The organism is Microbulbifer sp. YPW16, from assembly GCF_021290385.1.
GTDB classification, from domain to species: Bacteria; Pseudomonadota; Gammaproteobacteria; order Pseudomonadales; family Cellvibrionaceae; genus Microbulbifer; species Microbulbifer zhoushanensis.
The window spans coordinates 2096099-2108780 of sequence record NZ_CP089928.1; the positions used below are offsets into that span (position 1 = coordinate 2096099).

8 protein-coding genes are annotated in these 12682 nt (G+C 60.4%); 4 read left to right on the plus strand and 4 right to left on the minus strand.

Annotated elements, in window-relative coordinates:
• Positions 1-34: 34 nt before the first annotated feature.
• The gene (locus LVE68_RS08845; protein WP_233006665.1) at positions 35-865 is read left to right on the plus strand and encodes a sulfite exporter TauE/SafE family protein; all 831 of its coding nucleotides are present in this window, start codon (positions 35-37) and stop codon (positions 863-865) included.
• 27 nt (positions 866-892) lie between these two features.
• Entirely contained in the window at positions 893-2041 is a 1149-nt protein-coding gene (locus tag LVE68_RS08850) for a pyridoxal phosphate-dependent aminotransferase (RefSeq protein WP_233006666.1), read from the plus strand.
• A gap of 183 nt (positions 2042-2224) precedes the next feature.
• Here LVE68_RS08850 and LVE68_RS08855 read toward each other — a convergent pair whose 3' ends face one another.
• The gene (locus LVE68_RS08855) at positions 2225-4813 is read right to left on the minus strand and encodes a TonB-dependent receptor plug domain-containing protein (protein WP_232939826.1); all 2589 of its coding nucleotides are present in this window, start codon (positions 4811-4813) and stop codon (positions 2225-2227) included.
• Between the two features lie 843 nt (positions 4814-5656).
• On the opposite strand from LVE68_RS08855, the gene LVE68_RS08860 reads away from it, so the two are divergent.
• A complete protein-coding gene (locus LVE68_RS08860; RefSeq protein WP_232939828.1) occupies positions 5657-6586 on the plus strand; it encodes an SGNH/GDSL hydrolase family protein in 930 nt (309 codons plus the stop codon).
• A 46-nt stretch (positions 6587-6632) separates the two neighbouring features.
• Here LVE68_RS08860 and LVE68_RS08865 read toward each other — a convergent pair whose 3' ends face one another.
• A complete protein-coding gene (locus tag LVE68_RS08865; protein ID WP_232939830.1) occupies positions 6633-8273 on the minus strand; it encodes a thioredoxin domain-containing protein in 1641 nt (546 codons plus the stop codon).
• A gap of 318 nt (positions 8274-8591) precedes the next feature.
• Here LVE68_RS08865 and LVE68_RS08870 point away from each other — a divergent pair, with 318 nt between their 5' ends.
• On the plus strand, positions 8592-9383 hold the full coding sequence (locus tag LVE68_RS08870; RefSeq protein ID WP_232939832.1) for a DUF2884 family protein: 792 nt from the start codon (positions 8592-8594) through the stop codon (positions 9381-9383).
• Between the two features lie 157 nt (positions 9384-9540).
• Here the strand turns inward: LVE68_RS08870 and LVE68_RS08875 are convergent, their stop codons facing one another.
• Both LVE68_RS08875 and LVE68_RS08880 read right to left on the minus strand, forming a co-directional pair.
• The gene (locus LVE68_RS08875) at positions 9541-11934 is read right to left on the minus strand and encodes a zinc-dependent metalloprotease (protein WP_232939833.1); all 2394 of its coding nucleotides are present in this window, start codon (positions 11932-11934) and stop codon (positions 9541-9543) included.
• 171 nt (positions 11935-12105) lie between these two features.
• Positions 12106-12597 (minus strand): LabA-like NYN domain-containing protein, encoded by a 492-nt coding sequence (locus tag LVE68_RS08880; RefSeq protein ID WP_232939835.1) that lies wholly within the window; start codon positions 12595-12597, stop codon positions 12106-12108.
• Positions 12598-12682: the final 85 nt, after the last annotated feature.

The following is a 12682-nucleotide window of genomic DNA, read 5'->3' on the forward strand; positions in this document are numbered from 1 at the left end:
TCCCCTGCTGGAATAAAAATGAACAGGGAATTCGATGAGCATCGAGGAAGTGTCGCTTTTTATCCTGTTGCTTTGCCTGGCCGGACTGATAGCCGGGATCACGGCAGGCCTCTTCGGCAATGGTGGCGGCTTTGTGGTAGTGCCGGCTCTGCTGGCGGTGTTTCCCTTCCTTCCCAACAGCTCGCATGAAATCATGCGGGTGGCAGTCGGAACCTCGCTGGCATCGATCGTGATCTCCTCAGCCCGCGCAGTCCAGGCACACCGGCGCCGGGGCGCAGTGGACTTCCAGGTGCTGCGGGACTGGTCACTCTGGATATTGCTGGGTGTGGCGGGCGGGCTGGTCATTGCCTCCTATACGGACAGCACCAGCCTGGTCTTTGTCTTTGCCGGCGGCGTGCTGGTCTATTCCATTTATTTCCTGTTCCCGAACCTTTTCGACCGCCTGAACGGCAAGTTGAGCATGCCCACCGGTATCGCCCGCGCCTCACTGGCGAGCTTCCTTGGCGGCTTTTCCTCCCTACTGGGTATCGGCGGGGGCACCATTACGGTGATGACCATGGTGCTGTGCGACAGGCCGGTGCACCAGGCCGTGGCAACGGCTTCCGGGATCGGCTTCCTGATCGGCCTGCCGGGCGCGATCGGCTTTATGTTGATGGGCCTGGGTGAAACGGGCCTGCCGTTTGGCTCGGTGGGCTATATCAATATTCCCGCCCTGCTGGCCATATCCCTGTTCTCCGTTATTTCCGCGCCAATCGGCGCGCGTATGGCCCACAGCATGAATGAGCTACACCTGAAGCGCCTGTTCGGCGTGTACCTGGTTATTGTCTCCATTTCCATGTTCGCCAAGACCACGGGCGCCCTCTGAGGCGGCCACAACCATGAGGATATAATAATGACGCACAATATCAGCAGGCGATTATTCCTGGGCGGTGCCGCTGCAGCAATTTCCGCGGCGGCCACCGCTGGCATTCCCCGGGCCGTAGCGGCGGAAAAGCCACGTCCACAACCTATATATGGACCGGCAGAGGGAATCGCCAAGCTCAATGCCAATGAAAACCCCTATGGTCCCAGCCCGAAAGCAATGAAGGCCATGATGGCGGCGGCACAGAAGGGCGCCTATTACGTCAACGACAGTGTCATGCACCTGAAGTCCATGATCGCGGAACGCCACGGGCTGACTCCCGACTACGTCACCCTGGGCTCCGGTTCCAGTGCCGGCCTGGTGGCGGCAGCCATCGTGGCCGGGCAAAAGGGTAATATCCTGGGCCCCGACCTGTTCTGGGATACCACCGCGCGGGTCGTGGAAATCCAGGAGCTCGGAAAGATCAGGCGCCTGCCCAAACTCGAGTCCTTGCAGATCGACCTGGACGCCATGTACGCCGCCATCGATGACAGCATTTCCATGGTGCAGGTGACCAACCCGAATAACCCCACAGGGATGCTGCTCGACCCGGGCAAAATGCGTGATTTCTGCATCAGGGCCTCGAAGAAGTGTACCGTTCTCGCCGACGAGGCCTACAACGAGCTTACCGATAACCCGGACGGCAACAGCATGATCCCACTGGTTAAGGCGGGCCACGATGTCATCGTTGCGCGCACCTTCTCCAAGATCTACGGTCTCGCCGGCATGCGCGTGGGCTACCTGATCGCACCGCCAGGCCGCATCGAGGAGATGCGGCGCTACGGCATCGGCTGGTATGGGCTGAACCAGGCCGGGCTGGCAGCGGCGATCGCCAGCTACGAAGACCAGGAATTTATGGATTTTTCCCGGGACAAGATTCGACAGGCTCGTGAGATGGTCAGTGAAGCAGTAGCTGCGCAAGGACTCAGCACATTGCCTTCGGTCACCAATTTTATGTTCGTAAACCTTGGAGACCTCAATGCCGAGACCTTCCGCCAGGAAATGGAGAAGGAAAAAGTACTGATTCGCGGCATCTACCGTGACTACACCAACTGGTCGCGGGTCAGCATGGGCTACCTGGAGGATGTGGAGCAATACACCGCAGCCCTGCCCCGGGTACTGGATCGCATGAGCTCGTAACGAGTCACTACGCGCTTTACAGTGCGCAGTTTCGCTCCATCGACGCCAGCCGTGAGGCTGGCTTTTTTATGCCCCGGACACTAGCCAACCCAGCCATAAAATCAGGGTAAAAAAGTCCCCGCTGTGGCGGGGACAAGCAGACGCTCACAATTGAACAGAATATGGGCGCGTTAAATACGCCGGTCAGAAGGTGTAATTCATACGCAGGTAATAGAAGGCACCCTGCCAGTCGACCACTGTGCCCGAGGAGTAGAGCCGGCCGCAGCAGTAATCCCCGATCTCGTCTTTCTCCGGATACTCATCGAGTATGTTCCTGCCACCCATCGCCAGGCTGATGGCCTCACTAAAGCGATATTTGCCTTCGAGGTCCAGCATGACCAGCGGCGAGAATTCCTGCACTTCACCGGCATTATAGTTCTCGTAGGAACCATACCAGTTGGCCCGGGCCATCAGCCCGAAATCTCCCATATCGTGCACGGCAGTGAGAACCCCGCGCAGCTCCGGATTCAGGTTTTCAAAATCAAACTCGTCCTCTTCGTTCAGGTAGGCACCGGGGTCCGAGGTGAATTCCGTCTGGTTATAGTTGGCGGAAGCGGTCAGTGTAGTCATGCTGCCATCCGACCACTCCAGCGGATAGGTGGCCACCAGGTCCACGCCCTGGGTGCGGGTACCGAAAGCGTTGGTGAAATAGAACACGCCGCCAATGGACTCTGCTCCCACCACATTGGCATTTACCAGCGCTAGATAATTAGCATAGGCATCTCCCGCACCGGTATCTGCGGAAACATCCAGCGTGGAGATGGCGTAGGTCCGGTCATCCACATCGATACGGTACATATCCAGCGTGAGACTCAGCCGGTCAAACTCCGCTGTCATGCCCAGGGTAAAGTTATTTGAGGTCTCCGGTTTCAGCGGCTCCGCACCCAAGGCCGCAGCAACCGGGCTCGCGGCGGGAAAGAGTCCGGTTGCCACCGGGAAGCCGTTCGGCAAACGGGTCGAGACATTGGTGGTGCCCTGCTGTCCCGGTGTCGGCGCACGGAATCCGGTGCCCACTGAAGACCGCAGGCCGATGTTTTCCGTCAGGTCATATTGCGCTGCCAGCTTGCCCACCAGCTCTGAGTCGAAATCGGCGTAGTCCTCATAACGGACCGCGGCCTGCAGGAACAGGCGTTCGGTGACGTCGCTGCTCAGGTCGGCAAAAACCGCATAGGAATCGCGGCTGTAGCTGCCCGAGTACTCGGGGGAATAACCGGGAAAGCCATTGGACCCCACGCCCACCACGGTATACGCAGGGTCATCCGGATTGGCACAGTCCAGGTTGGACCCGGAGACGATCGTATCACTGCCTGCAGCGGTAGGAGTGCCGTCACTGTTACAGAATCCCCAGGGGTCGGGAGTGGCATAGGGTCCGGCGGCAAAGGAGTCCGGGTCGCCGCCGGTGATATCATAGGTTTCATCCATGTAGCTGAAACCGGCAGCGGCCAGTAACGGGCTGCCCAGGCCGACCTCAAACTCACGGGAGAAATCTGCCTGCAGCTGTATCTCCTCATTACTGAGGATACCCGGGCGAAAAGCTGTGGGCGTATCCGGCCCCAGTGACGGATTGATGGTATTTTCCAGCAGGTAGTCGATTTCGTTGTACCCATAGCGGGCACTGAAATCATAGCTCACGCCATTGGCCCACAGGCCCCGCAGGCCGGCCACACCGGAATAGTCGGTGACTTCACCGGTAAAGCGGGGCGTAAAGCCGCCGGGGAAAATTTCCAGGGGATTATAAATAGACCCATCGGCTTCACGCAGGTCCTCGATGGTGCCGTTGTAGGGATAACGGTAGAAGAAGCTGCCGTCGGCTTCACTGGCCGAGTAGTTGCCGAAGGCATACAGCTCCCGGCCAGCCCCCAGGTCATAGCCGGCATTGACAAATACCCGCGAGGCCCCCGAATTGGGCTGCCCCCAGGGCTGCACCACATCACCCTCAAGGGAGGCATTGGCGACCGCGGCCATAAACTCATCGTTCTCGGTGAATTCGGCATAACCGGCGCTGCTGTCATAGACCGGGTTGTTCTTGTCCAGGCAGAACCAGCTTTCACAGTATTGCTCGGAGCGGGAAGTGAATTCTGACTCTGAAACCTCGGTGGAGATACTGACGAAGCCATCGCTTCCCAGTGGCATGCCGATATTGCCCGTCGCGGTGGTCTGGAATCCATCCCCCTCGGTATACTCCCCTGCCTGGACACCGAAGGAGCCACCCTCCGCATTGTCTTTCAGGATAAAGTTCACCACGCCGGCAATCGCATCGGACCCATACTGTGCCGCAGCGCCGTCCCGCAACACCTCCACGGTCTTGATCGCCGCACTGGGAATGGTGGCCACGTCCGGCGCCTGGGTACCCGAGCCGCCGATGGTCACCAGCGCCGCCCGGTGACGACGCTTCGAGTTCACCAGCACCAGCGTCTTGTCGGTGGGCATACCGCGCAACTGGGCCGGCCGGATAAAGGTGGCGCCGTCACTGATCGGTTGCCGTGAGACATTGTAAGACGGGACAAGGGTTTTCAGGATGTCGTTGGTGTCGGTGTAGGAAACCGCCTCAATCGTCTGGGTATTGAATACATCGACTGGCACTGGTGAATCCGACACGGTGCGTGGCTGGCCGCGGGTTCCGGTTACCGCCACTTCCTCGATTTCCTCTGCAATCCCGATGGATGGTGATATACCCATGCCACAACCGAGTACCGCAATGGCATAGCTGAGCAATTTCCTGTTGGTATTCATTCCCTGCCCCTTTTTTCTGGCTGCTCCTGATTGTTATCCGGAAAGGGGCAATACTTGCCGGGGAGTGCGACGAGCCAGACCTGGCCTGCGAACTCTCCGCATGATCAGAAAGCACCGCAATGGTGCCAACGTGCACTGAATTATTTACCACCCCTTCCCGCTTCCCGGAATCAAAAAACTGATAACCGTCAAAGGCTATTCAGCAATATGTATGCCATCGCCCAGTTTCCGGGACTGGCAGAGAGCGGCTGGGAAGGGATCGGGATTCAGTTATTCCAGGCCAATGAAGGAATAAAAATATTTCAAAATCAAATACTTTTGCGTAAGTCAGGACAAAGAGAAAAGGTTCTATAAATTCCTCCGGAAAATTATCAGGAGGTTATTGATAAGCGCTTTATCTCTGGTTCGACCTGCCGGGCATGGAACAAGTTAGTGCAACTATTCTATTGAAGAGCGGCCTTCAGGGGCGTTCTGGCAACCTCCCTTGCACCAGGTTCTGCCATGCTGTGACGGTCACCGGGTATGCCACGCAGGCAAACCATGCCAGATGTAGCACCAATCGGCCTGTTAGCTTTACCTCTTCCGCCCAGCCAAAACTTCACGCCCCAAAACCGTACAAATGTGCAAGTTAATTTTCGGGTGCCGCCCGCCCCAACCAGCTTCACCAATGCTGTGGGAGCATACGTCATAACTGCGAAGAAGCTCCCAAAGCGCACATGCGACTGCCGGGTCGGCATTCTGCAGGCGGCAAATCCCCACAACCCACCTACTATCAGGCTGCTCACCGAAAAATCACGAATAAACCCTAACGAATAAAAATCTCAGCGTGACTGGAGAATAACCATGCACAGAGTCAATCTACTCACATTACTGGCATTGAGTACATTATTGAGTACCGGGCAGGCCACGGCCGCGCCGTCCAAGGCCGTGGCGGCGGGAGATAGTATCACCATGGGTTTTGCCGCTGACTGCACCGGCAACACCTGGTTTACCGGTGGTTTTTTCTGCCTGCTGGGCGGTGACCAACCGGAGCACAGCTGGTTCGATGGCTACGACTCGGACGTTTTCAGCGTACACGACCGCTACCTGCAGCTGGACCCGAATATTGCCGCCAACAAGGCGGCGGCAGAGTCCGGTGCTGAAATGCGCGGCGGCGGTGACAGCTTCAGCATCCAGGCAGACCGGATCCTGTCGCAGACACTGGTAGCTGACCATGTCGAAGTGGTGCTGGGCGGCAACGATATCTGCAACCGTGACTGCGTCGACCCGGCCAATTGTGGCGATCCGCTCTACACCGAGGCGGAATGGCGCTCGGCGGTCCAGGCCGGGCTGGATAAACTGGTCAACGGCTTGCCTGCCGGGTCCACGGTGCTGCTGGGCTCGGTGCCCAGGGTCCAGGACCTCTATGATGCCGGCGTGGCCAAGCAGACCGGTAACTGGCGGGTTAACTGCCAGAGTGCCTGGTCCACTTTCGGTATCTGCAGGATCGCTACCAATGACGGCACCCTCAATGGCGAGAGCTTTGCCACGCGCCTGGCCGGCGTAACCGCGGCACAGCGACTGTACAATGAGGTCCTGCAACAGGAAGCCACTGCCTACAATGGCGTCAACGGTGTCGAGGTGGTCGCTGAGTACAATGGCGAGAGCCAGCAGAATGTGGGCACCTTCCAGTTCGGCAAAGACGATATCGATGGTGGTGACTGCTTCCACCCGAGCCGGCAGGGCCAGAACAAGATTTCCGGCCTGATGTGGAACGGCAACCCGGACAAGTAAAACCTTCCGGTGAGCGGGCCCCGCCCTGGTGCGGGGCCATTACCGCTCACTCGTCTGTGTCACTCCCTCCGGACTCATCCCCCCCCGATTCGCCCTCCTCGAAGTAACCCCGCTCCTCAACAACATACTGGATACGCTGCGGCAGCCCGTTGCGCATAAAGGTGACATCCACCACCTGCCCGCTGGTGAGCGCGTCCCACAGCTGGTTCTGGTCGCTGTGAACCCAGGTATCATTGACCCGCACCACCACGTCCCCCTCCTCCAGCCCCAGGGCGGCAAAGAATTCACTATCCTCGATCCCCTCCAGTTTCAGGAGGTTATGCCCATCCACCTGGTGCTCTGCCTCGACAAAGCGTTTTTCCAGTTCATCACGATTGCGCAACTGTTCCGCAAGCCATTTCCGGCCGAGCGGCAGGACGCCCGAGGGGGCCACCAGTTTGCGCGTCTCTCCTTCCGGCTGCTCTATCCGGCGCATGGTTTCCTTGTCCCGGGGCTCCGGCGAGGTCAGCGGCACATGTACCCCTTCCCCCTCCTGGCCACGGAGGGACAGGCGCTCCAGGGTTCCATCATTGTCCAGCAATACATGGTCTGCGCGGATGCTCTCCAGCCTGACCCCCTGCATCAGGCTGCTGCCATTGCTGAAGCTGGTCGCCGCCGCATCCTGCACAGCGATAAGGGCGGTGGAGTTGTCCCGCTCACTGGACACACTGGTGCCAGTCAATACCAGTGGCAGGTCAGTCTCCCCCGGCCCTCCGCCATTTATTGCAAACCGGCTGGCCTGCGGGTGTGGAATGGAGGAATCGTGGCCCAGGCGCTGGAGCTCGGCGTCGACCCAGTGCGCGTATTCCTCGTAGGGGCGCGGGCCACGAATATACAGCCCGTTGATAAACACCACCGGCACTGTCTCCAGCCCCAGCTCACCGGCCACAGCCAGGTCCCGCTGCAGCGCCGGTGCGCTGTCATGCGCCTCCATACACCGGGCAAAAGGTTCTCGCTGCAGACCCTGGACCCGGGCCAGCCGCAGGTAGGTTTCATCCCCCAGTTTCTGTGCCTGGGAATAGAGACCATCCGCGTAGGGCCAGCCCCGCTCCTGCTGCCGGGCACAGTGCACGGCGGCGGTCGCCCGTGGTCCCTCGCGGTGATAACGCAGCGGCAGGTCAAAATGCACCAGGCGCAGCCAGCCGGCGTAACTTTCCAGCAGCTGGCGCACTGTGGCCTGCAGCACGGCGCAATGCGGTGACTGGTAAGAGCAGAAGATACTGAGCGTAACCGGTGCATCGGGGTTACCGCGCAACGGGCGGCCGCCCACCGGCAGCTCCTCGCGCGGGGGAGCCGGAGGCTCCAGCAGCCACTCGGCACTGGCGCCGCCACCATCCCCGGCCTCCCGCTCCAGCAGCTGGCGCAATGCGCCGGCGCGCAGGCGATATTCGGCCAGGGCCAGGTCGTGTTGGGGTAACTGGATGCTACGGTCGAGTTCGGCCAGGGTTATTTCCCGCTCACCGATACGGGCCACCACCAGGGGCTCTCCGCCCTGTGCACTCGTCCTGCCCGGGGCCGATTCCCCATCGGTGCAGGCGGACAACAGCAGGGCCGCCAGCACCGCAGCAGTGGCGCGAATGCACGAGCCAGGGCAAGGGAAAGAGAAAGGAACATAAATAAGGGGAACATGAATCAGGAATCCGGTCACCGCTTCCTCCCATTTATCGCTTTTATTGTCATCGGGGCATTCATTCTAGCGTGGCTGCGACGGATGCCGCCGGTAGCGGGTTGGAATGGCGTTACGGCAGGTACGGATATGCGCCAGAATTTCCTTCGATGCCGTGAATGAATCGACGTGACACGGGTTACCCGTGTCTGCCCCAACAGAAAATACCAAATGTCACTTTTGTCAGGCGCCTTTACTCAAACACCGCGACAGCGGAAATTTTCGTAGCTACCTGCATCCAGCCGGCGCCTGCACCGCGTCCTAGGGACAGAACCAGAGAAATCGGAGAACAGCATTCCCATGTGGAAACCACTTATCCTCACCAGTGCCCTGGCACTGGCCGGCCAGGCGGCCGCCAGTGACATCAATCTTGAAATAAATGACCAGGATAGCTGCAACGCAGACCTGCACTATCACGTACAGGTGGGCCCGGACTTTTTCCAGACTTTTGCCAAGCCTGAAGACGATGAAGCCCTGGTGATCTTCCAGTCGCCGGACAAGCTGCTGGTGGAGGGTAACCCGGTGGATATCTCTGCAGAGCAGGGTGAGCAGCTACAGCGTTACCACGGCGAGCTGTACGGGGCCAGCCGGGAATTGACGATGATCTCCCTGGATGCGGTGGATATCGCCCTGACCGGCGTTTCCGTAGCCCTGGCCGCGCTCGCCGGACAGGATCACCCCAACTTCAACGGGCTGCAGCAAACTTCCGCCGAGATACGCGAGCGGGCCCAGCAGCGCTTTGATGTCGAAGGCAATGTATTCGTATTTGGCGACCAGGGTGTCGGGGATTTTATCGAGGAGACCATCGGTGAGGACCTGGAACCGCGTATCGAAGAGCTCGCCATGGATTCCGCCGGCAGTATCGCCTGGCACGCGCTGAAAGCCGTGTTTACCGGCGGCCGCAGTATCGAACGCAACGCAGAAAAGCTGGCCGAGGAAGTGGAGCGCGATGTCGAGGCCCGGGCAGAAGTGCTCGAGGCCAGGGCAGAGAAGTTCTGCGCCCAGCTGGAAACCCTGGACCAGCAGGAAGAGGCGCTGCACGCATCCATTCCCGCCCTTTCAGGCTACGACCTGGTCACCCTGGAAGAGTGAACTGATTGACCCCCCGCTTAGGGCCGCGCAAGCGGCCTTTTTTATTGGTGCCCGCCAGCCTTTACCCGCACCCGACTCCCTGCCTGCAAACCCCGCCGGTCCTGACACCGCCCCGGGCCGGCCAAACCCACAGTCCGGCCGGCGAAGCGGCTATCGGTCAGATCGGCGAGCCCGGCGGCATGGCCTGCAGCTCATCCGCCTTCGGCTCCAGCTTGCCGCTGGTAAAGGCCGCGATTCTCTGGGCCTGGTAGTAGTAGTGGGCGTTATAGCCCTCGGCATCATCACCGAACAGCTTCATGCGCCCGATGCTGTGCTGGATCCGCGCCAGCTCCATGCTCGCCCTGGCCCGCACAGATTCCGCGGCCCCGGCATTGCCGGCCAGCAGCATCAGGTGGTGGAAATAGGCATGGTTGACCCGCTGGTGAATCGCTGCCGCCAGCCCGTCGTAGGCGCCGTTGTCCAGAGCTTTTTCGGTCAGGCTTTCCAGCACCGTGGCGAATCCCGGGTGTCCCGCACGGCGGGCCGACTGCTCTTCCAGGCGTGCGGCACGCTCGGGATTCAGCAGGATTGAAAGGGTGTGGCCGGCCGCCGCCTCGGCCATGGATACCGCATCAAAAGCGACGCCGGTGCGGGCCGGAAAGCTCTCCGCGGTGCGGCTGTAGCCATAGGACTTCGGTGGCAGCAACTGTAGCACCCGCTCGGACAGGGCCAGGAATTCCGGCTCCAGGGTGGAGACCAGTGCATCCACTGCCTGGCGCTGCTCATCCGCAGGCACCAGGTTGTAGGACACCTGTTCGGCATCGTTGTAGAGGTAATCGTAATCCAGCCCGCCGATCAGCTTGCCCACCGCCTCGGCCTGGAAGCGATAGCCGTAGTAGACCGGTACCAGCGTCTCCTCCAGTGCCGAACGCGGTGCATCCGCCGGGTTGGCCGCGCTGGAGAAGTTATCCAGGGCATGGCGGCGCAGCTCGGCCATACGGGCGAACTCCGCCAGTGGCTCGGCGCCGTTATCCCAGAGGTGGGAGTCCGCATGGGCGTCATTGATGTCGCGGGAGTCCGGGTCGGAGATAAAGCGCAGGCCCTGCCCTGTGGCGTCCTCGATCACGGCTGCCAGGTACGCCTGCTCATCCACCGCCTCGCCATAGCCGTAGCGCACCGCCAGCTTGTCCCACTCACCGATACCGGTGTCATAGGCCTGCGCCAGCTGCATCTCCTCGCCCCGCAGGGTTACCAGGGGGGCCGGGTAGTCCATTACCGAGGCACGCTCACTGGCACTGGCGATAAAGTTATGGGCCAGGCCCAGCGTATGGCCCACCTCGTGGGCGCTCAGCTGGCGAATACGTGCCAGGGCCAGCTCTTTCAGCGCAGAGGTATCTGCATCCCCGTCGCCATAGGGCTGCAGCAGGCCCTGGGCGATCAGGTAGTCCTGCCGCACACGCAGGGAGCCCAGGGTCACGTTGCCCTTGAGGATTTCCCCGGTGCGCGGGTCGGCAATGGCATAGCCGTAGGACCAGCCACGAGTGGAGCGGTGCACCCAGTTGATCACGTTGTAGCGGATATCCAGCGGGTCGGCCCCTTCCGGTAACAGTTTCACCTGGAAGGCATTCTTGTACCCGGCCGCCTCGAATGCCTGGTTCCACCAGCTGGCGCCGTCAATCAGGGCACTGCGCACCGGCTCCGGCACCCCCGGGTCGACGTAATAGACGATCGGCTCCACCGGCTCGTCACTGCCCGGTTTCTTTTCCAGGCGATGGCGATAGATAAAGCGCTGGTCCAGCGGCTGGTCGATCGCGGTGGCATAGTCGCGGAAGATAAACGGGAAATAACCACTGCGGCTGTGGAATGCACGCGGGCGGTAGCCGTCATCCGGCAGCTCCACCAGGGAAATATGCTGGCGCAGGGAAACCAGGGTCGGCGTCGGCACCACCTCGTTCAGGTACTTGCCGGGATTGCCACCGGCAAATGTCAGCTGCGCCTCGAATTCGCTGTTGCGGGGAAAGTTCTTCGTACGCGGCAGGTAAACCGCGGATTTGGAGACGTCGACGCTATAAGTGCCCTGCTCGGTCGATTTGAGCCGGCTGGCAATCCCATGCTGGTCACTGAGCAGGAAGGGGGTGAAATCAATCAACAGGGTATCGCCATCCCGCGCCACCGCCTCGAAGCCCCACAGCACCGAGGAGGCAAAAGCCTCCCGCACCGCCTGGCGCTCGGCGGCGTTATCGGAGTGGGCCCGGTACTGCATATTGCGCTGGTGCAGCAGGACCTTGTTGCCCACCCGCTCGAAGCGCACCAGCCGGTTCTCGCCACCCTGGTTACGGTCCAGTCCCACCGGGTTGGAGCCCAGGCCCTGGGCCAGGCCGGTCAGCAGCAGGAATTCCCGGTCGAACTCATCCACCTCCAGCAGGATGCGGCCGGTGGTGTCGTCCCAGTAGAAATCGTAGTAGCCGGGCTGGCGCTCCATGCCGGCGGCGTATTCAGAGATACTGGCGGCCTGCGCGGTGACCGCGGCCAGTGCCAGTATCACGGCGATCAGTCCCATGCGTAGCTTCATGTCACTCCCCAATTGGTCGTTATTCTGGTGCGCGGCAGGACTATAATCAGTGCCACAGGTCCGCACCTGGCAAGTTCGGTAAATGCTGGGACCTAGGTTATCAGGCCCGGAGAAGATCGCGAACCTGTCCGGCGCTTCCGTGACCGCCGGGGCGCAGCTGGTGATCAGGAGTCACTGGGCAGTACTCTTCAGCAACAGCTCCCCCTCGATCGGCACGAAGCGAGAGGCCGCGTGCCTCAGGGAGCCGGCTGTCAGCGAGGGCACCCCGTATACCTCGACCGGGATACCAAACTTCGATCGGATTCGGTCGGCCAACAGGTCGAAGTCACCGTCCCCGGAGGCCAGTACGAGCACATCGGATCCCGCCGCACAGTCCAGCGCATCGATAGTAATTCCCACATCCCAGTCACCCTTGGCAGAGCCGTCGGCACGCTGGATAAAAGGCTTCAGCTTCACTTCGAAGCCAATCCCGCGCAGGATATTCTGGAACTGGCGCTGCTTCTCGTCGCCTCTATCGATGGCATAGGCAATTGCGCTCACCACTTCCCGTCCGGCGGTCGCCTGGCGCCAGAAGGCGTTGTAGTCGAAATTACGCCCATACGCATGGCGGGTGGTGTAGTAGATATTCTGGACATCCACCAGCAGGGAAACCCGATCGGCCATTAAGGACTCCTGTTATGCTTGATGACCGGTTTCAGCCGGGCAGCCAGCAATACTTTTGAAACAGAAAATTTAATATCCTGGCAAT

Bases quoted from the DNA above. Each gene is read 5' to 3' on its own strand.
- LVE68_RS08860 (WP_232939828.1), top strand. From the start codon at position 5,657: ATGCACAGAGTCAATCTACTCACATTACTGGCATTGAGTACATTATTG.
- LVE68_RS08870 (WP_232939832.1), top strand. From the start codon at position 8,592: ATGTGGAAACCACTTATCCTCACCAGTGCCCTGGCACTGGCCGGCCAG.
- LVE68_RS08855 (WP_232939826.1), bottom strand. From the start codon at position 4,813: ATGAATACCAACAGGAAATTGCTCAGCTATGCCATTGCGGTACTCGGT.
- LVE68_RS08845 (WP_233006665.1), top strand. From the start codon at position 35: ATGAGCATCGAGGAAGTGTCGCTTTTTATCCTGTTGCTTTGCCTGGCC.
- LVE68_RS08850 (WP_233006666.1), top strand. From the start codon at position 893: ATGACGCACAATATCAGCAGGCGATTATTCCTGGGCGGTGCCGCTGCA.
- LVE68_RS08880 (WP_232939835.1), bottom strand. From the start codon at position 12,597: ATGGCCGATCGGGTTTCCCTGCTGGTGGATGTCCAGAATATCTACTAC.
- LVE68_RS08875 (WP_232939833.1), bottom strand. From the start codon at position 11,934: ATGAAGCTACGCATGGGACTGATCGCCGTGATACTGGCACTGGCCGCG.